This is a genomic window from Kocuria varians (assembly GCF_006539885.1).
Taxonomy (GTDB): Bacteria; Actinomycetota; Actinomycetes; order Actinomycetales; family Micrococcaceae; genus Kocuria; species Kocuria varians.
On the sequence record NZ_BJNW01000003.1, the window covers coordinates 81,628 to 107,336 of the forward strand.

The 25,709-nt window shown below is 70.9% G+C and carries 23 protein-coding genes, 1 tRNA gene and 1 pseudogene; 7 read left to right on the plus strand and 18 right to left on the minus strand.

From position 1 onward, the window contains the following. Nucleotides 1-99 precede the first annotated feature (99 nt). Nucleotides 100-597, plus strand: coding sequence for a transcription elongation factor GreA (gene greA, locus KVA01_RS02515; RefSeq protein ID WP_068470036.1), 498 nt, complete (start codon nt 100-102; stop codon nt 595-597). 69 nt (nt 598-666) lie between these two features. Beyond that, nucleotides 667-873 carry a hypothetical protein gene (locus KVA01_RS02520; protein WP_068470034.1) on the plus strand — a complete coding sequence of 69 codons (207 nt, stop codon included), beginning with the start codon at nt 667-669 and terminating at the stop codon, nt 871-873. 163 nt (nt 874-1,036) lie between these two features. Here the strand turns inward: KVA01_RS02520 and ilvA are convergent, their stop codons facing one another. Both ilvA and KVA01_RS02530 read right to left on the minus strand, forming a co-directional pair. Continuing rightward, nucleotides 1,037-2,284, minus strand: coding sequence for a threonine ammonia-lyase (gene ilvA, locus KVA01_RS02525; protein ID WP_068470033.1), 1,248 nt, complete (start codon nt 2,282-2,284; stop codon nt 1,037-1,039). Nucleotides 2,285-2,434: 150 nt separating this feature from the next. Further along, nucleotides 2,435-3,805 (minus strand): AI-2E family transporter, encoded by a 1,371-nt coding sequence (locus tag KVA01_RS02530; protein ID WP_141268804.1) that lies wholly within the window; start codon nt 3,803-3,805, stop codon nt 2,435-2,437. 71 nt (nt 3,806-3,876) lie between these two features. Here KVA01_RS02530 and KVA01_RS02535 point away from each other — a divergent pair, with 71 nt between their 5' ends. Next, nucleotides 3,877-4,479, plus strand: a complete 603-nt coding sequence (locus KVA01_RS02535) for a nitroreductase family protein (protein ID WP_082810395.1) — start codon at nt 3,877-3,879, stop codon at nt 4,477-4,479. 87 nt (nt 4,480-4,566) lie between these two features. Here the strand turns inward: KVA01_RS02535 and KVA01_RS02540 are convergent, their stop codons facing one another. The 15 genes from KVA01_RS02540 to KVA01_RS02610 form a co-directional block, all read right to left on the minus strand. Beyond that, nucleotides 4,567-5,367 (minus strand): Bax inhibitor-1/YccA family protein, encoded by an 801-nt coding sequence (locus KVA01_RS02540; RefSeq protein ID WP_141268806.1) that lies wholly within the window; start codon nt 5,365-5,367, stop codon nt 4,567-4,569. A gap of 198 nt (nt 5,368-5,565) precedes the next feature. Further along, a tRNA-Leu gene (locus KVA01_RS02545) sits at nt 5,566-5,642 on the minus strand. Between the two features lie 60 nt (nt 5,643-5,702). Beyond that, the gene (locus KVA01_RS02550) at nt 5,703-7,088 is read right to left on the minus strand and encodes an NAD(P)/FAD-dependent oxidoreductase (protein ID WP_141268808.1); all 1,386 of its coding nucleotides are present in this window, start codon (nt 7,086-7,088) and stop codon (nt 5,703-5,705) included. A gap of 72 nt (nt 7,089-7,160) precedes the next feature. Continuing rightward, nucleotides 7,161-8,519, minus strand: coding sequence for a S8 family peptidase (locus KVA01_RS02555; protein WP_141268810.1), 1,359 nt, complete (start codon nt 8,517-8,519; stop codon nt 7,161-7,163). Nucleotides 8,520-8,582: 63 nt separating this feature from the next. Then, a complete protein-coding gene (locus KVA01_RS02560; protein ID WP_141268812.1) occupies nt 8,583-9,530 on the minus strand; it encodes a Ppx/GppA phosphatase family protein in 948 nt (315 codons plus the stop codon). 76 nt (nt 9,531-9,606) lie between these two features. Beyond that, a complete protein-coding gene (locus KVA01_RS02565) occupies nt 9,607-10,158 on the minus strand; it encodes a DUF501 domain-containing protein (RefSeq protein WP_141268814.1) in 552 nt (183 codons plus the stop codon). Beyond that, nucleotides 10,155-10,823, minus strand: coding sequence for an FtsB family cell division protein (locus tag KVA01_RS12810; protein WP_233438731.1), 669 nt, complete (start codon nt 10,821-10,823; stop codon nt 10,155-10,157). Before KVA01_RS12810 ends, KVA01_RS02565 begins: the two co-directional genes overlap by 4 nt. A gap of 160 nt (nt 10,824-10,983) precedes the next feature. Next, nucleotides 10,984-12,267: a phosphopyruvate hydratase gene (gene eno / locus KVA01_RS02575; protein ID WP_141268816.1), complete on the minus strand. Its 1,284-nt coding sequence runs from the start codon at nt 12,265-12,267 to the stop codon at nt 10,984-10,986. A 72-nt stretch (nt 12,268-12,339) separates the two neighbouring features. Beyond that, nucleotides 12,340-13,194 carry a MazG nucleotide pyrophosphohydrolase domain-containing protein gene (locus KVA01_RS02580; protein ID WP_231860665.1) on the minus strand — a complete coding sequence of 285 codons (855 nt, stop codon included), beginning with the start codon at nt 13,192-13,194 and terminating at the stop codon, nt 12,340-12,342. Continuing rightward, nucleotides 13,191-14,495, minus strand: coding sequence for an adenosine deaminase family protein (locus KVA01_RS02585; protein ID WP_141268818.1), 1,305 nt, complete (start codon nt 14,493-14,495; stop codon nt 13,191-13,193). The genes KVA01_RS02580 and KVA01_RS02585 overlap by 4 nt, the downstream gene beginning before the upstream one ends. A gap of 3 nt (nt 14,496-14,498) precedes the next feature. After that, a complete protein-coding gene (locus KVA01_RS02590; RefSeq protein WP_141268820.1) occupies nt 14,499-16,292 on the minus strand; it encodes a hypothetical protein in 1,794 nt (597 codons plus the stop codon). A gap of 295 nt (nt 16,293-16,587) precedes the next feature. Continuing rightward, nucleotides 16,588-16,995, minus strand: a complete 408-nt coding sequence (locus KVA01_RS02595) for a cytidine deaminase (protein ID WP_068470013.1) — start codon at nt 16,993-16,995, stop codon at nt 16,588-16,590. 112 nt (nt 16,996-17,107) lie between these two features. Beyond that, entirely contained in the window at nt 17,108-18,208 is a 1,101-nt protein-coding gene (locus tag KVA01_RS02600; RefSeq protein ID WP_141268822.1) for a BMP family lipoprotein, read from the minus strand. An 8-nt stretch (nt 18,209-18,216) separates the two neighbouring features. Continuing rightward, nucleotides 18,217-19,485, minus strand: a complete 1,269-nt coding sequence (locus KVA01_RS02605) for an amidohydrolase (RefSeq protein WP_068470009.1) — start codon at nt 19,483-19,485, stop codon at nt 18,217-18,219. A 77-nt stretch (nt 19,486-19,562) separates the two neighbouring features. Continuing rightward, nucleotides 19,563-20,678, minus strand: coding sequence for a mannose-1-phosphate guanylyltransferase (locus tag KVA01_RS02610; RefSeq protein WP_068470008.1), 1,116 nt, complete (start codon nt 20,676-20,678; stop codon nt 19,563-19,565). Between the two features lie 333 nt (nt 20,679-21,011). Here KVA01_RS02610 and sdhC point away from each other — a divergent pair, with 333 nt between their 5' ends. The 4 genes from sdhC to KVA01_RS02630 all read left to right on the plus strand — a co-directional run bounded on the left by sdhC (nt 21,012) and on the right by KVA01_RS02630 (nt 24,517). Further along, nucleotides 21,012-21,389, plus strand: a complete 378-nt coding sequence (gene sdhC / locus KVA01_RS02615) for a succinate dehydrogenase, cytochrome b556 subunit (RefSeq protein ID WP_082810394.1) — start codon at nt 21,012-21,014, stop codon at nt 21,387-21,389. A gap of 4 nt (nt 21,390-21,393) precedes the next feature. Next, nucleotides 21,394-21,879: a succinate dehydrogenase hydrophobic membrane anchor subunit gene (locus tag KVA01_RS02620; protein ID WP_068470006.1), complete on the plus strand. Its 486-nt coding sequence runs from the start codon at nt 21,394-21,396 to the stop codon at nt 21,877-21,879. Nucleotides 21,880-21,983: 104 nt separating this feature from the next. Further along, nucleotides 21,984-23,735: a succinate dehydrogenase flavoprotein subunit gene (gene sdhA / locus KVA01_RS02625; RefSeq protein ID WP_068470004.1), complete on the plus strand. Its 1,752-nt coding sequence runs from the start codon at nt 21,984-21,986 to the stop codon at nt 23,733-23,735. Beyond that, on the plus strand, nt 23,735-24,517 hold the full coding sequence (locus tag KVA01_RS02630; protein ID WP_068470002.1) for a succinate dehydrogenase iron-sulfur subunit: 783 nt from the start codon (nt 23,735-23,737) through the stop codon (nt 24,515-24,517). Before sdhA ends, KVA01_RS02630 begins: the two co-directional genes overlap by 1 nt. Nucleotides 24,518-24,819: 302 nt before the next feature. Here KVA01_RS02630 and KVA01_RS02635 read toward each other — a convergent pair. Further along, nucleotides 24,820-25,680, minus strand: a pseudogene (locus KVA01_RS02635) (YhjD/YihY/BrkB family envelope integrity protein); the annotation flags it as partial. Between the last annotated feature and the right edge of the window lie 29 nt (nt 25,681-25,709).

Consider the following 25,709-nt stretch of genomic DNA (forward strand, 5'->3'; position numbering starts at 1 on the left):
ACATCCCCGACCCGGAGACGCTGGGCCACAGGCTCGCACTGGGGCGGGGATTTTCACACGTGTCCGTCAGGGCGACGGACACCAGAGAACGGAGGCACCGTGCCTACTCATGAGGGAGCCTGGCTCACCCAGGAAGCGTACGACCGGCTCAAGAAGGAGCTCGACTACATCGCCGGGCCCTACCGCCAGGAGATCGTGGACCGGATCGAACAGGCCCGTTCCGAGGGTGACCTCAAGGAGAACGGCGGCTACCACGCCGCGCGCGAGGAGCAGGGCAAGAACGAGGGCCGCATCGTCCAGCTCACCCAGCTGCTCGAGAACGCCCAGGTGGGCGAGGCCCCCGCGGACGACGGCGTGATCGAGGCCGGCATGGTCGTCACCGCGGAGATCGCCGGCGACGAGATGACTTTCCTCATGGGCTCCCGCGAGGTCGCCGAGGACCTCACCGGCGGCGAGGACCTCGAGGTCTTCTCCGAGCGCTCCCCCATGGGTGCCGCGATCAGCGGGCACAAGGTGGGCGACACCGTCAGCTACCAGGCCCCCAACGGCAAGAACATCACGGTCAAGATCCTGAAGGCCAAGCCCTTCAGCCGCTGATCCACCCCGGGGAGAGGGCCGCGCCGCTGCTGCGACGCGGCCCTCTCCGCTCACCCAGGAGGTCTCCCCGTGGTCACCCACTGGAACCGACGCCCCACCCGCTGGACCGTCCCGCTGCTCGTGGTCACCGCCGTGCTCGCCGTGGCCGCAGTGGTGGTGCACGTCATCGGGCTGAGTCAGCCCGCGCTGAACAGCACCGGCGGACTGCGCAACATCCTGTGGTTCGCGACGTTCGTCATGGGTTTCGTGACGTACCTGACGGCACGGCGCCGCTGAACCAGTGGGTGGGCTGAGCCGCCCGCGAGCGCGGGGCTGGGAGGGACTGGCCGTGCAGCTCAGCGGAACCATCGGCGCGGCTGGCTGGGCGGGGCCGCGGTACCGCCCAGCCCTCATGCGCGGAACGGCTCCTGCCCCGCACGGGGCCGCCCAGCAACCGCTCTCAGTGCACGATCACGGGGTGGAAGCCGTGGTACTCCAGCTCCGCGATCACCTGGTCGCAGTGCTCGTGGCCCTTGGTCTCCATGTCGATGGTGATGGACACGTCCCCCATGGACAGCGAGCCGCCGATTCGGGTGTGGTCCACACCGGTCACGTTCGCGTCCAGGTCCGCGATGATCTGGGAGATCTGCGCGAGCTCGCCGGGGCGGTCGGTCAGCATCATCTTGATCGTCATGTACCGCCCGGCCGCGCTGAGGCCGCGCTGAATGACCTTGAGCATGAGCATGGGGTCGATGTTCCCGCCGGAGAGCAGCACCACGGTGTTGCCCAGGTCCGGGTGGGCGGCCTTCAGGTCCCCCTCGAGGATCGCGGCCACACCCACCGCACCGGCGGGCTCCACGACCATCTTGTTGCGCTCGAGCATGAAGATCAGGGCCTGGGCGAGCGAGTCCTCGGAGACCGTGACGACGTCGTCCGCGAGCTCCCGGATCACGGTGAACGGCAGCTGCCCGGGCCGGCCCACGGCAATGCCGTCCGCGATCGTGGACACCTTGGACAGCGTCACGATCGCGTCCCCGGCGAGCGAGGGCGGGTAGGCCGCGGCGTTCTCCGCCTGCACGCCGATCACCCGGATGTCCCGGCCCTGTTCGCGCGCCTTGGCCTTGATGGCCACGGAGACGCCCGCGAGCAGTCCTCCACCGCCCACGCCAGCGATCACGGTGTCCACGGTGGGCAGCTGGTCGAAGATCTCCAGGCCGATCGTGCCCTGGCCCGCGATGATGTCCACGTGGTCGAACGGGTGCACGAACACGGCGCCGGTCTCGTCCGCGAAGCGCTGGGCCTCGGCAAGCGCCTCGTCCACCGCGGAGCCGTGCAGCACGACCTCCGCGCCGTGGTCCTGCGTGGCCGCGATCTTGGGCAGAGCGGCGCCCAGGGGCATGTAGATGCGCGCCTCGATGCCGAGCATGGCCGCCGCGAGCGCCACGCCCTGGGCGTGGTTGCCCGCCGACGCCGCGACCACCCCCCTGGCCTTCTCCTCCTCGGTGAGCTGGGACATGCGCACGTACGCACCGCGCACCTTGAAGGAGCCCGCGCGCTGTAGGTTCTCGCACTTGAGGTACACCTCGGAGCCGAGCATGCGGGACAGGGCCCGGGAGTGCGCCAGCGGGGTCCGCTCGGTGACCCCCTCCAGCAGCGTGGCGGCGCGGTGGACGTCCTCCACCGAAACGGGCAGGTCTTGCTGGGCCACAGAGAACTTCCTTCGTCGTAGCCGGTGACGTGTTCGCCCCGCCAGGAGTGCGGCCGGGCGGTTCACGGCCGGCGGTGCTGTGCGGGAGAAGCAGAACGCGGCGCCCGGGATGGGGGCGCCGCGTTCCATGCTATTACCTCGCGAGAGGCCTCAGTACCGGGAGTCGCCCGACTCCAGGACGTCCTCCCGGGCGCTGGCGTCGTGCGCGGTCTGCTTCTTGTGCTTCTCCTCGCGCTTGTGCTCCTCGAGCTCTCGCTCACGGTGGCGCTTGCCACGGAAGCGCTGCAGCAGCGCCATGACCTGCTCGCGGTCCAGGTCCTTCTTCTTGGCCGCCTTCTTGATCTCGCGCGGATACATGAGGGGCTCCCACGCGATCTCGTCGTCGTGCTCCCACGAGCGGCTCGCGAGGTAGCGGATGATCGTGTTGAGCATGGCCATCAGCGGCACGGAGAACAGGGCTCCGGCGATGCCGAAGAGCACGCTGCCCGAAGCCACGGCCAGGAACACGGCCACCGGGTGCAGGGACACGGCCTTGCCCATGATGAGGGGCTGCAGGATGTTGGACTCGACCTGCTGGACGATCAGCACCACGGCCAGCATGGCCAGGGCGGTCAGCGGGCTCACGGCCACCAGGGCCACGAGCACCGCGACCGCGCCGGTCAGCACGGCACCCACGATGGGGATGAACGAGGCCAGGAAGACCAGCACGCCGATGGGCAGCGCGAGCGGCACGCCCAGGAAGAACGCCCCCAGGCCGATGCCCACGGCGTCGACGAACGCGACGAAGACCTGGATCCGCACGTACTGGGCCAGCGAGATCCAGCCCCGGCGGCCGGCGCCGTTCACCGCCGCGCGCGAGCGGCGCGGGAAGAGCTTGACCAGGAACAGCCAGATGCCCTCGCCGTCCTTGAGGAAGAACAGCAGCACGAAGAGCATGATGATCGTGCCGGTGGCGATGTTGCCGGCGGTGGAGCCGAAGGTCAGCGCGCCGGAGAAGATGGTGCCCGAGTTGTCCTTGAGCGTGTTGCCCAGGTCCCCGACCCACTGGTTGATGTTGTCCGTGGAGAGGTTGAGCGGGCTGTCCTCGAGCATGCCGACGACCTGCTGGAAGCCGGCCACCACGTTGTCGGAGAGCTGGGTGAAGCCCAGGATCATCTGCTGCCCGGCCAGCGCCAGCAGCCCGAGGACCACGAGGATCAGACCGAGCTCCACCGTGATGGCGGCCAGCGCGGAGGGGAAGCCCTTGGAGCGCAGCCACCGCACGGCCGGGGAGAGCAGACCGGCCAGCAGCGCGGCCAGCAGCACGGGGATCAGCACGCTGGTCACGTGCGAGAGCAGCCAGCCGACCACCCCCACGGCCGCAATGATGAGCAGGACACGCCAGGACCATGCGGCCGCGATCCGCACGGGAGCGGTGACGCTGTCCTTGGCGTCGACGAGGGGAGCTGCGCTCGACCCGGGGGTGCCGTCCGCGCGGTCCGGGGACGTGCCCGCGCGCGACGTGGAGATGCTGGAAGACATGCCTTCCATCATGACATCATTGCGCGCAATGTTGTGAGCCGGGTCCGGGCCGGGATGACAAAATGAGTGTCATGTCCACCACCCTGCTGCGCATCCTGGCCCAACGGCGTCCCGCAAGTCTGCTGACCCAGGAAGCCCCGCGCCGTGAGGACCTCGAGGCCATCCTGCGGGCGGCTGCCGGCCCCAGGTACGACGACCGGCCCACCGGGTGGCGCGCCGTCGTCACCAACCGGCAGTCCGCTTCGGTGCTGGCCGCCGCGATGGCGGGACTGACCGCGGTCCCGAACCTGACCGGCCCCGTGCCCCGGCTGAAGGGCAGGAAGATCCGGATGCTGGCCGCCTACCGCGGCTCACTCTCGTGGGCCTCGCGCGGAGGGGCCACGATCGCCGTGGTCTTCCGCCACGACCCCGAGCTGCCGGAGTCCAAGAAGGTGCAGCGCGGGAACGTCCACGCCGCCCGCGGGGTGCTCGAGGCCGCCTTCTACACCCAGGGCTGGGCCACCATCTGGTCCCAGCGCGAGCCCTTCGAGCGGGAGATCGTCCGCGACTTCTACGACCTGGACGAGCACGAGGAGGTCCTCGGCTGGCTCTTCTTGGGACGCGCCGCCGCGGACAGCGTGCCCTCGCGTGCGATCAACCTGCCGCCCCGGGACCTCGGCATCAGCTATCTCTGACGCCGCCTCCGGCCCCGGGTACGACGACGCGGCGGCCCGGTGCGTGGTGCGCACCGGTCCGCCGCGTGGTCGGGACGGGCAGAGCGGTCAGTCGCTCATCGACCGGATGATCGACAGCAGCCGCAGGATCTCCACGTAGGTCCAGATCAGGGTCACGGTCAGACCGAACGCCGCGGACCAGGCCGCCTTGCGGGGCAGGCCGCGGGCGACACCGTCGCTGATGTTCTCGAAGTCCAGCACGAAGCTGTAGACCGCCAGCAGGATCGCCACGGCACCCACGAGCAGGCCCAGCGGGATGCCGAAGACGTGCACCTCCTGGCGCATGTCGAAGCCGCCCAGCAGGGAGGTGCCCAGGTTGACCAGCGCGAAGATCGCGTAGGCCATCATCGCGACGAAGAAGAACTTGGTCACGCGCGGCGTGGCGCGCAGCACCCCGGTCTTGTAGAGCACGAGCACCGAGACGAACACGGCCAGGGTGCCGATCACCGCCTGGACGACCACGCCGGGGTACTGGCTCTCGAAGATCCCCGAGACACCGCCCAGGAACAGCCCTTCCGCGAGGGCGTACAGGATGATGAGCACGGGGCTGGGCTCGCGCTTGAACGAGTTGACCAGACCGAGCACGAGACCCACGAGGGCACCGGGCACGGCGAGCGCGGGCATGAACCAGCCGGCGACGGCGGTGACGATCACGCAGCCGAGCACGAGCGCGGTGCGCATCACGACGTCGTCGTAGCCTATGCGGCCGGTCTGTGCGGAGCCGGCGGCGGGGGCGTTGTACATCCGCTCGAGGTTCTCGGGCGAGTATTCGGCGCCGCGGGGTGACGCGGTCGCGGTCGTGGCGTACTTCTTGTTGAAGTCTCGGAGGAGGGGATTTCCGCCGGCCATGGGACGTCCTTTCTGGGCGTGGGGCAAGCTGAGAGGCCAGGCTATCACCGGGACCTGCGCCCCAGCCGGGAGTTTGTGCAGGGCGAACAGGGAGGCCCCGCCCAGGTTCCGTGAGGCGTGCGCACGGTGTCCGGAGAGCTGTCCCGCAGGCCCGGTTGCCGGGGTGCCGGGGTGCCGGGGTGCCCCGAGCGTGGACGGTGGTGCCCCCAGTGGGATTCGAACCCACACTGAGCGGATTTTAAGTCCGCTGCCTCTGCCGGTTGGGCTATGGGGGCCGGGAACGAGAACGGTGGGGCCGCACCGGGTGCGGCCCCACCGTTCTCGGACGCGGCTCGTTACAGGCTGGCCTTCTCGTCGGAGACCTTCACGCCCGCGGCCTTCTCGAACGCCCGGCGCGGATCGCGCAGGTGGCGCAGCGGCTGGGTGTCGCGACCGAAGAGCATGTTCAGGCCCCACTGCGAGAACACGCGCGCCTTGCGGTCCACCGTGGGGATCGCGTAGCCGTGGTAGAGCCGGTGCATCAGCCACGCGGGGAGCCCGCCGAGGTCGATGTTGCGCACCGTGGCCGCACCCTTGTACAGGCCCAGGCCCGCCACGGAGCCCAGACCCTCGTGGTAGTAGTCCTGCAGGGGCTCACCCTGGTGGGCCGCCATGATGTTCTTGGCCATGGTTGCGGCCTGGCGCACGGCGTGCTGCGCGTTGGGCACGCAGAACCCACCGGGGCCGGCACCCGTGAGGTCCGGGACCGCGGCGATGTCACCGGCGGACCAGGCGCCCTCGAGGGGCCCGTCGTCTCCGGTCACGCGCAGGTCCGCACCCACGCGCAGGCGGCCGCGCTCGTCGATGGGCAGGTCGCTGTTCTTGACGAACGAGGCCGCCGCCACACCGGCGCACCAGATCAGGGTGTCCGTGGCCAGCTCGCCCGCGGGGGACTTGTCACCCATGTTGATGAGCTTGACGACGTCGCCGTCGACCTCGGAGACCGAGGTGTTCAGCAGCACCTCGACGCCGCGGGCGCGCAGCTCCGCGACGACCTTCTCGGCGCGGTCCTTGGAGACCTCCGGCATGATCCGGCCCATGGCCTCGATCATCACGAAGCGCAGGTCCGAGACCTTGAGACGGTCGTTGCGCTCGACGGCCGTGCGGGCCATGTCCTCGAGCTCGGCGATGGTCTCGATGCCGGCGAAGCCGCCACCCACGACCACGAACGTCAGCGCCTGACGCTTGACGGCGTCGTCGTCCGTCAGGGACGCGATCTCGATGCGCTCGAGCACCCAGTTGCGGACCGTGAGGGCCTCTTCGATGGTCTTCATGCCGATGGCCTTGTCCGCGAGCCCCGGGATGGGGAACGTGCGGGTGTTGGAGCCGCCGGCAACCACGATCTCGTCGTACGGCAGCTCGAACTCCGGGCCCTCGTCGATGCCGCGGATGGTGACCTTGCGGTTGGCGTGGTCGATGTTCTCCACGCGGCCGTCGATCAACTCGCAGTCCCGCAGGTTCTGGCGGTGGGGAACCGTGGCGAAGCGCGCCTCGATGTTCCCGGCCGTGACCTCGGGCAGGAACGGCAGGTAGGTCATGTACGGGTTGGGATCCACCACCGTGACCACACCCCCGGACTCCTTGATGCGGGTCTGGAGCTTCTGCGCGAGGGTGAAACCGACGTACCCGCCACCCACGATGAGAAGGCGCGGCCGGTCCTTGGTAAGTTGATTGAAAGACATGCCGAGAAGTTTACTCATCACCGGGGACTTTTGCTCACGCGGATCCGCACGGTGACGGCGGTGCGGCAGGGATCAGCGCGAGATCCGGCGGATGTGCAGGATCGCGGCCACCGTCAGGCCCGTGACCACCACCGCGAACGAGACGAGGATCACCACCGGCAGGGCGCCGGTCTCGTTGAGCGGCTTGCGCGCCGCGGGCGGCGTGGCCTCCTGGGTCACCTGCACGGTGTCCCCCTCCGCGGACGACGCCGTGGCGCTCGGCGAAGGGCTCGCGGTGTACGGACGGTTCTGCTCGATCCAGTGCCGCACGCTGCCCAGCGGGTTCTCGTCCGTGGTCTGCACGTCGTCGGCCACGGCCGCGCGCACGTCCAGGATGCCGTAGCCGTAGAAGGGGTCCTTGCCCTTCTGCCCGGCGTCGTGGGCGGTCTTCACGATGCGCTGGGCGATCTGCGCACCGGTGAGGTCCGGGTACTTCTGCTTGATCAGCGCGGCGGCGCCGGAGACCAGGGGAACGGTCGCGGACGTGCCGGACCACTCGGCGTAGCCGTCGTCGGGCATGGCCCCCACCATGTCCTCGCTCGGCCCTGCCACCGCGATCGAGATGCCCTGCGAGGAGGAGTCCCAGCTGGCCACGCCCTTGCGGTCCACACCGCCCACGGAGAGCACCCCGGGGATCGTGGCGGGTGCGCCCACCTGGGTCAGGCCGGACCCGCGGTTGCCGGCCGCGGCCACGACCAGCACCCCCTTCTCCTCCGCGTAGGCGAACGCGGAGTCCCAGGACTCGGGCCACGCGGTGGAGTTCGAGCCCACGGACATGTTGACGACGTCCGCCCCGTGGTCCACGGCCCAGCGCACGGCGTCCGGAATCTGCTGGTTGACGTCCCGCACCCCGGCCTGTTCGTCGCCAAGCCACAGGGAGACCGGGAGGATCTCCGCCTCTGGTGCCACACCCATGATGCCCTGCTGCTTCCCGGGCCCGTCCGAGCTGCCGTCCCCGTGGCCGTGGCCCGCGGCCAGCGACGCCACGAGGGTGCCGTGCTCGGGCTCCTCGCCCAGGCCCTCCTGACCGTTCGCGGCGCCCTTGCCGGAGACGTCCGTGCCCTCCCCCACCGATCCGGTGAGGTCCTGGTGGGAGCCGTCCACGCCGGTGTCGATCACGGCGATCTTCACGCCCTTGCCAGTCGCGGACTTCCAGGCCTCGCGCACCCCGTAGTCGTCGAGCCAGTACTCGCGCTGCTGGATGTCGGAGCCCTCGACCGTGGTCTTGCCGTTTGTGGGAGCCGGTGCCACGGGGCTCTCCACGGGCACCGACGGCGCTGGGGCGGGCACCGCGGGCTGCTCCGCGAGCGCGGGGGCGGTGCTCGGCCCCGCGAGCAGCGCGGCCGCAGCCGTGACCGAGAACAGGGCGCGCGTCCTCGTCCGTGCCTTCATGGGCCCCTCAGCTCTCCCCCGGGGCGTGACCGCCCGTCCGTCGTCCGACCGTGCCGGCCCCCGTCAGGAGACGAGGGACAGTCCGATGCCGTCCAAAATATCGTGCTCGCTCGCGGTCACCGTGCTGACGCGCCCGTCGGTGGCCTCCGCGACGCGCTCGACCACGCGGCCCCACACCAGGGCGCCCGCGCCGATCACGTCCACGCGGCCCTCGTGCATGAACCCGAGCTCCGCGCGCTGCTGCCGGGTCATGGCCGTCAGCTCTCGGCACGCCTCGGTGACCTCGGGGATCGGCAGGTCGGTGCCGTCGATCCGCTCGGCGTCGTACTCGGTGAGCCCCAGCGCCATGGCGGTGACCGTGGTGACGGTCCCGGCCACGCCCACGAGGCGGGTGGTCAGCTCCAGCGGGACGGCGCGGGCGACGGCGTCCATGGCGTCGTCGACGTCGCGCAGCGCGAGCCGCTGCTGGGCCTCGGTGGGCGGGTTGGAACCCAGGTGGCGCTCCGTGAGGCGCACGCAGCCGATGTCCACGCTGCGCGCGGCGATCACCTCGGCGGGGGTGCCGAGCACGCACTCGGTGGAGCCGCCACCCAGGTCCACCACGAGCACGCGGTCCTCCGGTGCCAGCGCGGGCGCCGCGTTGAGCGCGCCGCGGAAGGACAGCGCGGCCTCCTCCTCGCCGCTCACGACCTCCGGCTCCACGCCCAGGCGGGAGCGGATCCCGGCCACGAAGACGTCGCGGTTGCCGGCGTCGCGGGTCGCGGAGGTGGCCACGAAGCGGACCCGCTGCGCGCCGTGCTGGGTGATCAGCGCGGCGTAGTCGTCCACCGCCGCGAAGGTGCGCTCCAGGGCCGCCTCCGAGAGCCAGCCGGTGGCGTCCACGCCCTGCCCCAGCCGGACGATGCGCATCTCCCGCACCACGTCCGTGAGCACGGGGCGGGGCCCGTCCGTGGCGTCCGCGATCAGCAGACGGATGGAGTTGGTACCGCAGTCGATCGCAGCAACGCGCATGGCAGCAGGTGTCCTCGGTTCATCGGTCGGGGAAGGTGGCACGTCAGGAAGGGCGCGAGGCGGGCGCGCGCGACTCTCAGGCCTCGCGCCAGACCGGGTCGCACGCGCAGCGCTGCGGCGTCCAGGTCTCGGAGATGGTCTCCAGGGTCTCGTCCCCCAGCGGGTTCACGCCGAGACCGGCCGCCAGGCTGTGGCCCACGAGCACGTGCAGGCACTTCACACGCGTGGGCATGCCGCCCGCGGAGATCCCCTCGATCTCGGGGACCTCCCCCGTGCCGGCCAGCTCACCGATGCGGTGCCGCTGCGCCAGGTAGTGCTCGTGCGCCGCCCGGTAGCGCCGCGCCAGCTCGGTGTCCTCGCCCAAGCGGTCGGTCATGGTGTACATCGCACCCTCGGCCTCGAGCCGCGAGACGGCCGCGGTGACCACGGGGTGGGTCAGGTAGAACACGGTCGGGAACGGCGTGCCGCTGCCCAGCCGCGGCGCGGTGGCCACCACCAGGGGGTTGCCGCACACGCAGCGCGCGGCGATCTCCACGACGTCCCGGGCGGGCCGCCCCAGCTGGTGGCCCACCACGGTGAGGTCCTGCTCGGTCACGGTGGGGTCGTGCGGTGCTGCGGGCTCGCTCACTTGTCGCTGCTCTCCTGCGGTTGTGGTTCGAGGGTGACGTCCTGCTGGGGGTAGGCGGAGTCCACGACGGACTGCCAGAGCCCGTCACCCCAGGCGGGCTTGCCGGCTTCGACCTGCTCGGCGGAGGACTCGACGCCGTGGTGCACACCGGGCTGCGCGCCGAGGACCACGTAGGCGCTCTCCCCCGGCATCACGTAGGTCATGCGCTCACGGGCCTGCTGCTCCACGTAGGAGTCGTCCCCCCACAGCTGCTCCTCGCGCTTGAGCTGCTGCTGCTGGTCCTGCTCGGACGCGATGCTGCTGCGCAGCTGCGAGATCTGGGCGCGCTGGTCGAAGAAGATCTTGGCGGTCGGCGCGGCCAGGAAGACGATCAGGGTGGCCACCACGATCAGTGCGACCAGTCGGCCGTTGAAGGAGTGCGCCGGGGTGGGCGCCGCGACGGTGTGCGAACCGCCGCCGGTCGGGGCCTCGGGGCCGACGCCGCCGCGGCCGGTGCGTGCGCGCGGCGTCTCGGGTGCTCCGGAGGTGCGGGAGCCGCGGGCTTCCCGGGAGGAGGCCGGTGCCCGGCCGTCCGATGCCCGGGGCTCGCGGGCGGCGTCGTCGTGCCGGGAACCCTTGTCGCGCGGGGATCCGCTCCGGGGGATCCGCGGGCCTGGACCGACCATGGGGTCACCTCCGGGGGAAGACGTGGTGGGGCTTCTGGTGCCCGGCCAGTCTACCCGCCGCGCGGCAGGCAGCACGACGCCGCCCGGTCCCTCCGAGAGGAAAAGGGCGGCGTGGGTGCCTGGCACCGGCGGCGTCACACGTGCGACGCCGCGCGGCGGATCACTTGGCGCTGAAGCGGGGGAACGCCGAGGCGCCCGCGTAGGTCGCGGAGTCGCCCAGCTCCTCCTCGATGCGCAGCAGCTGGTTGTACTTGGCCACGCGCTCCGAGCGGGCCGGCGCGCCGGTCTTGATCTGGCCCGCGTTCACGGCCACGGCGATGTCCGCGATGGTCGTGTCCTCGGTCTCGCCGGAGCGGTGGGAGATCATGCAGCGGTAGCCGTTGCGCTGGGCCAGCTCCACGGCGTCGAAGGTCTCGGTGAGCGAGCCGATCTGGTTGACCTTCACGAGCAGCGCGTTGGCCACGTGCTCCTCGATGCCGCGCGCGATGCGCTCCGGGTTGGTCACGAAGAGGTCGTCGCCCACGAGCTGGACCTTCTCGCCGATGTGCTCGGTCAGGGTGGCCCAGCCCTCCCAGTCGTTCTCGTCCAGGGGGTCCTCGATGGAGACCAGCGGGTAGCGGGAGACGAGGTCCTCGTAGTACGCGGACATCTCCTGGGCGGTGCGCTTCTCCCCCTCAAACGAGTACTTGCCCTTCTCGAAGAACTCAGAGGAGGCCACGTCCAGCGCGAGCGCGATGTCGCGGCCCGGCGTGTACCCGGCCTTCTTGATCGCGTCGAGGATCAGGTCCAGCGCGGCGGCGTTGGACTCGAGGTTCGGGGCGAAGCCGCCCTCGTCGCCGAGGCCGGTGGACAGGCCGCGGTCCTTCAGCACGGACTTGAGGCTGTGGTAGACCTCCACGCCCCAGCGAAGGGCCTCGGAGAACGTGGGCGCACCGATGGGCGCGATCATGAACTCCTGGATGTCCACGTTGGAGTCCGCGTGCGAACCGCCGTTGAGGATGTTCATCATGGGCACGGGCAGCACGTGGGCGTTCGGGCCGCCCAGGTACTTGTAGAGCTCGAGGTCCGCGGAGCTCGCCGCGGCACGGGCGATCGCCATGGACGCACCCAGGATGGCGTTCGCGCCCAGCTTGCCCTTGTTGTCGGTGCCGTCGAGCTCGAGCATGGCCTGGTCCACGGCGCGCTGGTCCGAGGCGTCCAGACCCACGACGGCCTGCTCCAGCTCCTCGTCCACCGCGTGCACGGCATCCAGGACGCCCATGCCCTGGTAGACCTTCTTGTCCCCGTCACGACGTTCCACGGCCTCGAACTCGCCGGTGGACGCACCCGACGGAACGGCCGCGCGTCCGAAGCTGCCGTCCTCCAGCAGCGCCTCCACCTCGACCGTGGGGTTGCCGCGGGAGTCGAGGATCTGGCGGGCTTGCAGCGCAATGATCATTGCCATGAAAATCTCCTTGTCGGTCGTGGACCAGCGGGGCGGTCTGCGCCCCGCCTCCAGCTTACCGAGCGTGCCGGGTCAGGGCGATACGGGCCGGTCGTTCTCCCGCGTGAAACGGCGCACGGCCGTCCGCAGGGCGCGCTCCGCGTCCAGCCCGCGGGCCGAGCTCTCCCGCAGCAGTCCGAGCAGCCGCTCCCCGAGCTCCCGTTCCTCGTCCTCCCGCTGCCGCGGGGTGAGCTCCGCGGTCTCGGGTGAGACGTTTCCCACACCGTGGCGCCGGGCCTTGGACAGCGCCTTCTCCCCGTACGCCAGGGCGGGCAGCGCCGGCGGGATGCCGTCGAAGACCCGGGTGCGCTGCGGCTTCTCCGCGCGCTTCACGGCGTCCCAGCGGGCGGCCAGCTCCGCCTCGCTCGGGGCCGTGTCGTCCAGAGCGGGGACCGACGACGCCGCCGCGCCGGGCTCCTCGGCCTCCGGCGGGAAGACCTCGGGGTGGCGCCGGACGAGCTTGGTGGTGACCGCCTCGATCACGTCCGAGACGTCGAAGCGCTCCCTGCCCTCGTGCTCCTCGCCGATCCGCGCGTGGAAGACCACCTGGAGCAGCACGTCGCCGAGCTCCTCCACGAGGTCCACCCGGCGCGGCCTGGAGGGGTCCGGCGCCTCGACGGCCTCCACGACCTCGTACGCCTCCTCCACGAGGTATCGCAGCAGGGACTCGTGGGTCTGCTCGCCGTCCCAGGGACAGCCGCCCGGCGAGCGCAGCCGGTCCATGACGGCCAGCAGCCGCTCGAACTCCTGCCCCGGGCCTCCGGCACCGTCCGTGCGCCCGTCGACGGCAGCGCCGTGGATCGTCTCGGCCGAGGGCGCGCCGGCGTTCTCCGACCCGGTGACCGACCCCGGCTGCCCGCCGTGCGGCGTCGTCCTCCCGGCGCTCACGCGCGGACCTGCCGCTCGTGGCCCGCCGTGACGTGCTCCTCGAGCCACTGCTGGTACTCCCGCGGCACGAAGGCGCCGCGCGCCGCGTGGCGCTGCACGGCCAGCACATCCCCGTCGTCCCAGCCCGCCCCCGCGCGCAGCAGCTCCAGCTCGTGGCTCACGGAGGTGTCGCTCATAAGCCGGTTGTCCGGGGAGACCGTCACCGCGAAACCGCGGCGCAGCATGCGCGTGACCGGGTGCTCGGCGATGCCCTCGCCCCACGCGCGGGTCGCACCCGTCTGCAGGTTCGAGCACGGGCACACCTCCAGCGTGATCCCGCGGTCCAGGATCCACCGGGACAGCGGGGACGTGGCCCCCGGGTCCTCGTCGAGCAGGCGCACGCCGTGGCCGAGCCGCAGCGCACGCCCGGTGAGCAGCGCGTCCGCCATCGACGCCGCACCGTCCGCCTCCCCCGAGTGCAGCGTCACCGGGATCCGGTGCGCCGCGAGCAGCTCCAGCGCCTCGCGGTGGGCCGACGCCGGGAACCCGGCCTCCGGACCGGCGAGGTCGAACGCGACCACGGCGCCGGGCTCGGGCTCCCCGGGAACGCGCGCGGGCGACGTCGTCGTGCTCGGACTCGGCACGGCACCGCCCGCAGCAGCGGAGCGCGACGACGACGCACCGCTCGCCGCGACGTCGTCCGCCACCCCTCGCTGGCCCCCGCTCCGGGGCCGCAGCTGCGAGGCCAGGGCATCCTCGGGCCCGCCGAGGAGCGCGTCCTCGCCGCGCACCCGCCGCACGACGAGCTCCGCGATCTCCCGCGACCGGTCCAGGTGGCGCATGGCGCACAGGATCTGCACCGCGGAGAGGTGACCGCCGGCGGCCTTGACCTCCGCGACGCCCTCGGCGAGGCCCTGCTGCACGGCGTCCACCGCGGCGTCGAGCGTGAGACCGCCCGCGACGTGCTGCTCCGGGGCCCAGCGCACCTCGGCGTGCACGATTCCGTCCGCGGCGCAGGTCAGCGCGTGCTCTCGCGCCACGCGGCGCAGGGCGTCCGCACTCTGCATCACGGCCACGGTGTGCTCGAACGTCTCCAGGTAGCGCGTGAGGCTGCCGGAGTCCGCGCTCTCACGGAACCAGCGGCCCAGCGCCTCGGCGTCCTGCGCGGGCAGCTCGTGACCGGCCTCCCGGGCGAGCTCGAGCACCGTGGCCGGGTGCACTCCCCCGTCCAGGTGGTCGTGCAGGCAGATGTGTCGGTGTGGCCCGAGGGCCCCGTCCGCAGCGCGGATGGGGCCCTCGGGGGTCGTTGCTCGTGTCGTCATGGATCAGTAGTTCCAGTCCTGCAGCGCTTCGTTGACGTGCTGGGGGATGTTCGAGCCGGTGCGCGGGTACATACGCAGCTCCTCCAGGTAGTTCTGGCCCGGCAGGCGCTGCTCGTAGCGCACGAAGGCCTCCTCGTCCGAGTAGTCGAACGTGACCTCCGGGGGCAGCCCCGGGCGGAAGCGGAACATCATGGCCAGCGGGGCACCGGAGCCCTCCACGTAGGAGTCGTCCTTGAGCTCCTGAACCTTCAGGAGCTCCTCGGGCACCAGGTCGAACGTGGCGCGCTGGTCCCAGAAGCCGTTGAGACGCACGTGGGTCAGGGCGTCGTAGTACGTGCCGAGCGCGCGCACACGGATCAGGACGGTCGAGACCTCCCGCGCGCTGCCCTCGGGACCGAACAGGTGGCGCTGGGCGCCCGCGAGCCGGCCGAGCACGTCGCCCGTGGTGAGCACCAGGTTGCCCGGGGCGAGCGCGGAGAGATCCACGCCCTCCCGGTCGGAGCCGCGGTAGGAGGGCGCGACGTCCGTGGCGGCCGCGAGCTGCGGGGCGTCCGACAGGTCCTCGTCCTCCCCCGCGGCGCCCGCGGCGGCGGGCAGCAGCGGCTCGCCCGTGGCGGTGCCGAACTCGGACTCGTCCACGTGGGCGGGCAGGTCGTCGGAGCCTGCAGCGTCGTGCTCCTCGGGGGCCGTGGTGGCGACCTCCGTGTCCGACGGCTCGTCGATGGCCACGCCCTCGGCGGGGACGGCGGTCTCGTCGATGACGGTCTCGGTCACGGCGCCGTCCTCGACGGTCCCGGCCTCCTGCACCTCCACGGGGGTCGCGAAAGGATCCTCGGCGACCGTCTCGGCGCCGTCCTCCAGGTCACGGCCGTCCTGGGCGTCGAAACCCTCGGGGGCCACGGCATCCGCGGTTCCGGGAGCGGCGTCGTCCTCGGCGGCGGCCTCCGTGGTGCTCGCCTCGGTCACGACCGGTGCGGCGTGCTCGGCACCGGCCACGACGTCGCCGTCCTCGACCACACGCACGGCGTCGTCCTGCGGGGTCTCGGCGGCGTCGGCCGCGGGCTCGTGCGTGCCCGCCGCCGCCAGTCCTGCGCCGACGGCCGCTCCGCCCAGGGCGGCACCGCCCGTCGCGGCCGCGGTGTGCTCGTGACCAGCCTCGGCGCCGTCGACGGCGGGGCTCGCGGTCTCGTGGGGGCTCGCGTCGTCGGCCATGCCGTCACGACCGGCCTCGTCCGATGCGCTGTGCCCCGCCGCGTGGGCGGTGCCGTGGGCGTAGTGCTCCACGCGGGACTCGCCGTTCGGGAAGTCGTAGGTCACGGTGATCTCGCGGACGCCGTCACGCGGCGCGGCGACCTCGAGGTCGAGCTGGCGCCACGGTCCCACGGGCGTGCTCATGGCCTGGGTGTACAGCTCTGCGACGTCGTCGAACAGCGGTGAACCCTGGTCCACGGTGCCGTTCTCGACGTCGCCCTCGGCCCGGGGCCCCGACAGGCCCACGGCCGAGCGGGTCTGGTGCGTCATGATGTTGCCGGACTGCACGAGGGTGAGCCGCGCCCACTGCGCTCCGCGCGAGAGCAGGATCTCCACGAGGTGGCGCAGGGCCCCGCTCTCGGGTAGGGGTGCCACGGCTGCCTCGGGACGACGCCGCTCGGCGTCCTGCGCGGCCACGGCCTGCCCCGGGGCCCCGGTGCCGGTGGGCTCCGCGGCGCGCTCGGCCGCCGGGTCGGAGGGACGCCGGCCGGGCGACGGCTGCGGTGTCGGGGCGGTGTTCTTGCTGCTGCGGAACAAATCTCTCAAACCCACGTGATCGTTTCCCTTCGAGAGCCTGGCGTGGTTTCTTGCAAAGTATAGGCGGCGCGCCCCGGGCGGGACCTGGGCCCGTGACGTCTCGCGTCCTGCCCCGCGGGCTCCCGGACCTGGCCCGATGCACTGTGGCGAGGGTCCCGGCGGGCCCTCGCGGCGTCGTCGTCCTCGCCGCGGTCACGGCCGTGCGGGCCGCCGTGGTCGTGTCCGATGGCCGCGGCCGTTCGCCGCGGTCGCCGGCGCGCGGTGCCCCCGCCGCCGTCGGCAGGGAGGAACATGGAAGGGCGTGTCAGAGGTTCTGAGGCCCGAACGCGTCCGGGAGCACCTCGTCCATGGAGCGGACGCCGCTGACCGTGAGCAGCTGCATGTCCGGTGCGCGGTGTTCGTAGAGCAGCTGGCGGCAGCGGCCGCACGGCATGAGCACGTCCCCGTTGCCGTCCACGCACACGAAGGCCACGAGCGAGCCCCCGCCGGACATGAAGAGGTCGCTGACCAGCGAGCACTCCGCGCACAGCGTCACCCCGTAGGAGGCGTTCTCGATGTTGGCGCCGGTGACCACCCGGCCGTCGGAGACCAGTGCGGCGGCGCCCACCGGGAAGTTCGAGTACGGGGAGTAGGAGTGGGCGAGCGCCTCGGTGGCCGCGCGCTGCAGCTCCTGCCAGGTGGTCTCGTCCACGGGTGTGTGCGTGTGTTCCATGGTGTCTCCTTCTCTGTTTCTCTGTCTGCCGACCGCGCTCGGGACGCCGCGTCGTCGTGGTGCTGTGGTGCTTTGGTTCTGGGGGGGGGGCGGCACGCCCGGAACCGAGTGCTCAGGGACTCGGGGTGCCTCCCGTGCTGTCCGAGCGCACCCTGACCCTGCCGCCGATCACATCCTGCTTCAGCTGCCGGACCTGCCGGTCCAGCGCCTCCCCCACGACGGACTGCTGGTCGTGGTACGGGGCCAGTCCCACACCGCCGTTGCCGAGTGTGCCCACGGTCGTGCCGGTGGTGAACGTGCCGTCCGCGGTGTGCGTCACGAGGTCCTCCACCGAGGCGGAGAGTCCTTTGAGCACCGAGGTCAGCACGTACTCCCTGCCCGCGGGGAGTACCTCGTAGCCGTCCGTGTCCGGCCAGATCAGTCGCACGGTGTGGCCGCTCCTGTTGGCCGCCACGACGGTGTCCGCCGCACCCTGTGCAGCCTGCCCCGCCACGGGCAGCACGACGTCGGCGCCGTCGTCCACCAGGTCCTGCGTGACCTTCTTCGCCTTCGCGGTGTCGTGGAAGGAGCCCAGGAACGAGCCCCTGCGCTCGTCGCGGTTCCACCCCAGGACCGCGACGTCCTTGCCGTTCTTCTCGTTGTAGTGCCGCACCCCGTCTGCGAAGCCGTCCATCGTCGCCCTCACCGCGGGGTCGTCCACGCCGCCGAAGGTGCCCACGCTGCCGGTCTTCGTGGTGCCCGCCGCGAGATAGCCCGCCAGGAACGCCGCCTCCTCGCTCCGGTAGACCACGGAGGTGACGTTGGGGGCGGAGACCGAGGCGTCGTCCACCACCGCGAAGTGGCGTTCCGGGTGGGCCGCCGCGACCTTCTGGGTGGTGGCCGCAAGCTGGTGGCCCAGCGAGACGGTGAGCGCGCAGCCCTGCTGCACCATGGACCGCAGGTTCGGCTCGAACTCGGCGGCGGAGCGCGACTCCGCCTGGCTCGTACGGACGCCCCCGCCCCGCGCGGCGGCCCTGAGCCCGTCGTGGGCACCCTGGTTGAAGGAACGGTCCTGGAACCCGCCGTCGCTCGTGACGACGCACGCCTTGACGTCCGAGGGCTGACCGCTGGCCTCACCCGAACCCCCGGCGACGGCACCGCAGCCCGCGAGCACCACGCCGGTGGCACCCGCCAGGCAGAGCGCACCCGCGCGGCGGAGGGGACGAGCGCTCATGGATTCCGTCAGTCCTCCGGGGCTTCCGCGGTCTCCTGCGGGAGGGCGGCGTCGGCCACCTCCCGGACGCGCAGCCGCAGCGCCCGCAGCGCGGTGGAGGCCATGACCTGCACGCCGCAGCGGATGGCCTCCTCCTGCGGTGCGTAGTCGGACTGGTGCAGGTCGAACGTGCGCCCGCCCGGCTCCCGCGTGCCCAGACGCATCATGGCCCCGGGCACCTGCTGCAGGAACCACGCGAAGTCCTCGCCGCCCATGGACTGCTCGACCAGCAGGATGCTCTCCTCGCCCAGCTCGGCGCGCGCGGAGATCTCCAGCAGCGTGGTCTCGGTCTCGCCGTTGACCACCGGCGGGACGCCCCGGATGTGCTCGAGGTCCACCGTGACGCCGTAGGGCGCGGCCACCTGTCCCACGACCTCGTCGAGCATCTCGCCCGCGCGGTACCAGGCGTCCGCGTCCAGGCAGCGCATGGTGCCGGCCATGAATCCGCTCATGGGAATCGCGTTCGGGGCCACCCCGGCGTGGATCTGCCCCCACACCACGGCCACCCCGGAGCGCACGTCGACGCGCCGCGAGAGCACGGCGGGGACGTCGATGGCGATCTGGCTCATCGCGTACACGAGGTCCTCGGTCAGGTGCGGGCGCGAGGTGTGCCCGCCGCGGCCGGAGAGCTCGATCCGGATGGTGTCGGACGCGGAGGTGATGGCGCCGATCCGGGTGCCCACGCTGCCCACGTCCACCTTGGGCTCGCAGTGCAGCGCGAACATCCGCGGCACCCCGTCCAGGACGTTCTGCTTGATGATGCTCAGCGCGCCGCCCGGCAGCTTCTCCTCCGCGGGCTGGAAGACCACGCGCACGGTGCCGGCGAACGGCGAGGAGCGGTGCAGGTCCGCGAGCACCCGGGCCACGCCCAGCATCACGGTCGTGTGGATGTCGTGCCCGCACGCGTGCATCACGCCCTCGTTGATGGAGGCGTACGGCAGGCCGGTCTCCTCGAGGATCGGCAGGGCGTCGATGTCCGCGCGCAACCCGACCATCACCGGTCCGCGCCCGATGTCCACGTAGCATCCCGTGCGCTCGAACCGCACCGGCTGCAGCCCGGCGGACTCCAGGGCATGGACGATCCGCTCGGTGGTGCGGTACTCCTCGTAGGAGAGCTCCGGGTGGCGGTGGATGTCCCTGCGGAACCGGATCAGGTCCGGCAGGTAGTGCGAGAGCAGGGGCCCGATGGCGGGGGGCTGGCCGACGTCGTCGGCGTTCGGCAGAGGCAGATCCAACATGGCACTCAGGTTACCGCCGGGACACGGCCCCGTGTGCGACGCGCCACGTCAGCGCCGGGGCAGTGCCGCGCGCGGTCTCAGAGGACGTCCGTGTCGCCGTTGCGCTTGAGCGAGTCCACGGCGTTCTTCACGCGCTGGGCGTGCTCCGCGGTGGTCACGAGCAGGGCGTCCGGGGTGTCCACGACCACGATGTCGTCCACCCCGATCAGCGCGATCAGCCGCGCGGTGTCCGAGACCACGATCCCGGAGGACTCGTCCTCGAGCACGCGCTTGTTGCTGCCCAGGATCGAGACCTGCGAGTCGGTCTGCGGGTCCACCTTGTTCAGGCGGTTGATCGCCGCGAAGTCCCCCACGTCCTCCCAGGTGAAGTCGCCGGGGACCATGGCGACGTCCCCGGCGGCCGCCGCCGGCTCCGCGACCGCGTAGTCGATCGCGGTCTTGGTCAGCGTGGGCCAGACCTTGTCCACCACGGCGTCGCGCTCCGGTGTCTCCCAGGCGTCCGCAATCCGGTCCAGACCGCGCGCGAGCTCCGGCTCGCTGCGGCGCAGGTAGTCGAGCATGAGACCCACCGGCGCCACGAACATGCCGGCGTTCCACGTGTAGTGGCCGCTGGCCACGTACTCGCGGGCGGTCTCCAGGTCAGGCTTCTCCACGAACTGCTCGACCGTGACGGCGTGGGGCGCCTGCGCGAGGCCCAGCGGCTCCCCCGCCTTGATGTAGCCGAAGCCGGTGGCCGGCGAGGACGGCGTGATGCCGATCGTCACGATGCGCCCGGTGTCCGCAGCCTGCACGGCCTCCCGCACGACGTCCTGGAAGGACTCCGCCGGCTCCACCACGTGGTCCGCGGCGAACGAGCCGACGATCGCGTCCGGATCCCGCCGCGCGATGAGCGTGCACGCAAGGCCGATCGCCGCCGCAGAGTCCTTCGGGGAGGGCTCGAGCACGAGGTCGCTCGCGCACAGCTCCGGCAGCTGCTCCTGCACCGCCCCCGCGTGAGAGCGTCCGGTGACCACCATGAGCGGGCCTGCCGAGAGCCCCTCGAGTCGGTCGTAGGTCGCGCGCAGCAGCGACGAGCCGGAGCCGGTGAGGTCCAGCAGGAACTTGGGCGCGTCCGCTCGGGACAGCGGCCACAGCCGTGAACCCACCCCTCCTGCGGGGATGAACGGATGGAATCGTTGCAATGGCGAAGTCACGACGGTCAGTGTAAGGGCAGGGCCGGTGAGCGGCCTGGATCTCGCGCGTGTGACGCCCCCGGGAGCCACCGCGTGGAGCACGCCCGACGACGACACTCGGGCCCGGATTCGGGCATGCCGCAGTGCTCTAATTCCGCGTCAGGACGGGGCAGAGCACTTGGAGACACGGTGTCAGTGACCATCCGCGGGGCTGGTATCTTGAGTGAGAACTAACGCATCATCCATGACAGAGCCAGCCAGGGCTCCGCCATCGCCGTGCAGGAACGCGAGAACGCTGCCGTTACCCACCACTTTCAGTGCGCACGACGACGAGCGACACAGGGAGGACATTCCGTGGCGAACTTATCCAGGGGCACCCTTTACCGCGGCCAGTACGGCATGTGGTCCTGGGTTGCCCACCGAATCACAGGCGTGGCCATCTTCTTCTTCTTGTTGGTCCACGTCCTCGACACCGCCCTCGTGCGTGTCTCCCCGGAGGCCTACAACGCAGTGATGGCCACGTACAAGAACCCCGTGATGGGTCTGGGCGAGGCCGGCCTCGTGGCCGCCATCGTCTACCACGCCTTCAACGGCCTGCGGATCATCCTGATCGACTTCTGGAAGGGCGGCACCAAGCACCAGAAGGGCCTGCTCTGGGGCGTGATCGCCCTGTGGGTCATCACCATGGCCCCGTTCCTCATCCGTCACCTGTCAGTCGTTTTCGGGGGTTGATACCGTGAGCACTCCTCTCAAGACCAAGATCCAAGTACCCCGCAGTCGCGACCTCCAAGTGGACGGCGTCAAGTACAACCGCGCCAAGTCCTCGCGCAGCAGCTTCGAGATGTTCGCGTGGCTGTTCATGCGCATGTCCGGTGTCGTGCTCGTGGTCCTTGTGTTCGGCCACCTCTTCGTCAACCTCATGGTGGGCGAGGGTGTGCACGCGATCGACTTCGGCTTCGTGGGCGGCAAGTGGGCCAACCCCTTCTGGCAGGTCTGGGACCTCGTCCTGCTGTGGCTGGCCATGCTCCACGGCACCAACGGCATCCGCACCATCATCGACGACTACGCCGGGCGCAGCACCACGCGCTTCTGGCTGAAGGTGCTGCTCTTCGTGGCGGCCGCGTTCGTGATCCTCCTGGGCACCATGGTGATCTTCACCTTCGAGCCGTGCCCGTCCGGCGCCGATCCGTCCCTGCTGGCGTCCTTCTGCCCCGCACGATGAACCGGTGACCGGTGGCGCCCACGGGCCCCACCGGTCACGGTCGTCCCGGCGTCCCGCCGGACCCCGCACTTCTCACACTCACCCACGTAGAAAGAACATCTGGTATGCAGGTTCACAAGTACGATGTGGTAATCGTCGGCGCCGGTGGCGCCGGCATGCGTGCCGCCATTGAGTCCGGCCAACGCGCCCGCACTGCCGTACTGACCAAGATCTACCCCACCCGCTCCCACACGGGTGCCGCGCAGGGTGGCATGTGCGCGGCCCTCGCGAACGTCGAGGAGGACAACTGGGAGTGGCACACGTTCGACACGGTCAAGGGCGGTGACTACCTGGTCGACCAGGACGCCGCGGAGGTGATGGCCAAGGAAGCCATCGACGCCGTGCTGGACCTCGAGCACATGGGCCTGCCGTTCAACCGCACGCCCGAGGGCAAGATCGACCAGCGCCGCTTCGGCGGCCACACCCGGGACCACGGCAAGTCCCCCGTGCGCCGTGCGTGCTACGCCGCGGACCGCACGGGCCACATGATCCTCCAGACGCTCTACCAGACGTGCATCAAGCACAACGTGGAGTTCTACAACGAGTTCTACGTGCTGGACCTGATCATGGTGGACACCCCGGAGGGACGTCGCCCCGCGGGCGTGGTCTCCTACGAGCTCGCGACCGGCGAGCTGCACGTCTTCCAGGCCAAGTCCGTGGTCTTCGCCTCCGGCGGCGCGGGCAAGGTCTTCAAGACCACCTCCAACGCGCACACCCTGACCGGTGACGGCATGGCGATCGCGTTCCGCAACGGCCTGCCGCTGGAGGACATGGAGTTCGTCCAGTTCCACCCGACCGGCCTGGCCGGGCTCGGCATCCTCGTGTCCGAGGCCGCCCGCGGTGAGGGCGGCATCCTGCGCAACTCGGAGGGCGAGCGCTTCATGGAGCGCTACGCCCCCACCATCAAGGACCTCGCCCCCCGTGACATAGTGGCCCGTTCCATGGCCAACGAGGTCCGTGAGGGCCGCGGCTGCGGTCCGAACAAGGACTACGTGCTGCTGGACCTCACCCACCTCGAGCCGGCGCACATCGACGCCAAGCTGCCGGACATCACCGAGTTCGCGCGCACCTACCTGGGCGTGGAGCCCTACACCGAGCCCGTCCCCGTGTTCCCCACCGCGCACTACTGCATGGGCGGAATTCCTACGGACATCAAGGGCGAGGTCTTCGAGAACTCCGAGAAGACGGTCCCGGGCCTCTACGCCGCCGGCGAGGTCGCCTGCGTGTCCGTGCACGGCTCCAACCGGCTGGGCACGAACTCCCTGCTGGACATCAACGTCTTCGGCAAGCGCTCGGGGACCTACGCCGCGGAGTACGCCCGCGACGCCGAGTTCCTGCCGATCCCGGACGACGCCACGAAGCGCACCGAGGCGCTGCTGGACAACGCCCGCAGCCCCCACGGCGACGAGAAGGTCGCGGCGATCCGCAAGGACCTGCAGGACACCATGGACCTGAACATGCAGGTGTTCCGCACCGCCGAGACCATCCAGAAGGCTCTGGACGACATCGCGGCGCTCGAGGAGCGCTACGCGAACATCTCCATCCAGGACCAGGGCAAGCGGTTCAACCTGGACCTGCTCGAGGCGGTGGAGCTCGGCTTCCTGCTCGAGCTCGCCAAGGTGATGTCCGTGGCCGCGCTGCACCGCGAGGAGTCCCGCGGCGGTCACTTCCGTGAGGACTTCCCGAACCGAGACGACGAGAACTTCATGGTCCACTCGATGGTGTACGAGGATCCGTCCTCCCCCACCGCGGGAATCCGGCAGGAGACCAAGCCGGTGATCATGACCCGCTACGAGCCGATGGAGCGTAAGTACTGATGTCCACTGCACTCACCGAGAACCAGAACCAGGACGCTCAGAAGCCCGCAGCCGAGGGCGAGGAGGCCATCCCCACGTACGACATCGTGCTCAAGGTCCGCCGCTACGACCCTGAGCTCGGCTCGGAGGCCCACTGGGACGAGTGGCCGCTGACCATGTACGGCACGGACCGCGTGCTGGACGCGCTGCACAAGGTCAAGTGGGAGCTGGACGGCTCGCTGTCCTTCCGCCGCTCGTGCGCGCACGGCGTGTGCGGCTCGGACGCCATGCGCATCAACGGCCGCAACCGGCTCGCGTGCAAGACCCTGCTCAAGGACCTGGACCTGTCCAAGCCCATCACGGTGGAGCCCATCAAGGGTCTGCCGTGCGAGAAGGACCTGATCGTGGACATGGAGCCGTTCTTCCAGTCCTACCGCGAGATCATGCCGTTCCTGGTGAACGAGGACCACACCCCCACCGGGGAGCGGTACCAGTCCCAGGAGGACCGCGCGCGCTTCGACGACACCACCAAGTGCATCCTGTGCGCCGCGTGCACCTCCTCGTGCCCCGTGTTCTGGACGGACGGCCAGTACTTCGGCCCCGCCGCGATCGTGAACGCGCACCGGTTCATCTTCGACTCGCGCGACCAGGCCGGAGACATGCGCCTGGAGATCCTCAACGACAAGGAGGGCGTGTGGCGCTGCCGCACGACTTTCAACTGTACCGAGGCCTGCCCCCGTGGCATCCAGGTGACCAAGGCCATCGCCGAGGTCAAGAAGGCGGTCTTCGCCTCCGCCCTGTGAGCACCCTCTGAGACCGCGGCGACCCCGGAACTCCTCGTTGAGTTCCGGGGTCGCCGTTTGTCGTCGTCCTGCGGGTCGAGCAGTGGTCTTCTCTCAGCGCCTCGACCGGGGGGGGTGGGCGCCGCGGCCGGCCGGGCGGCGTTGTCGTCCGACGCCGCGTGGGAACCGGCGCGGACGGCGCTGCTGCCCGCCTCCGGACGGTCGAACCGCACCGCGGGCGGCACGCCCCTCCCCCGTGCGGCACCGGGCAGGGTCGACGCCGCCACGACCGTCACGGCGCGGTCCTCGCGCTCGGGCTGGGCGCGGGCACCGCGGATGTCCGCCTGCACCACCGCACCGGATGCTGCGGCGATGAGCAGGATCTGGCCGTAGAGGTTGAACCACAGCAGCACGCCCACGAGCACGGCGGCGGAGAGCAGGTAGGGGTTGCCGGCCGTGCGGCCGATGAGCTCGCTGCCGCCGTAGCGCAGGGCCTGGGAACCGACGGCACCCACGAGCACCGTCATCGCGAGCGCCTTGCGGTGCAGAGCGAGCCGGGAGACGCCGCGCACGAGCGCAAGGCTCATGAGGATGTCCACGAACAGACCCACGGCGAGGATGATCAGAGACTTCGTGCCGCCGTCCAGCCAGGGCTGCACCCTGGTCAGGCCGATCTGTCCGAGCCAGCCGATCACCCCGTCCACCGCACCGGACGCGAAGAGGCTCACCGTGGCGGAGGCGAGCAAGAGCACACCGATCACCACGAGCCACCCGAGGTCGCGGGGAACTGAGGCGATCGGCACACCGGGTGCGGGCGGCAGCTCGAACATGCGGCGCGTGGCCAGCCGGATGCCCGCGACCCAGCGCCACGCCGTGAACAGCAGCACCACGATCGCCACGGTGGACGCGGTGGTGAAGGGCCCGGTGTTCTCGAGCAGGGACAGGGGCACCACTCCCCCGCGGCCGTCACCGGTGTCCAGCAGACCCGGGATGCTGCGCACGAGGCCCTCCACGAGGGTCTGCTGCAGTGGGGAGTCGGTGCCCAGGAACGTGGCGAGGCCCGCGAAGAAGATCACGAGCAGGGACGTCGAGGCGAAGAGCAGCTGGTAGGCGAGGCCCGCCGCCATGAGCGGACCGCCGTGGAACATGTAGTGGGAGACCACGCGCACGGGGTAGACGGCCATGAACCGCGCGAACGCCCAGGCGAAGAACG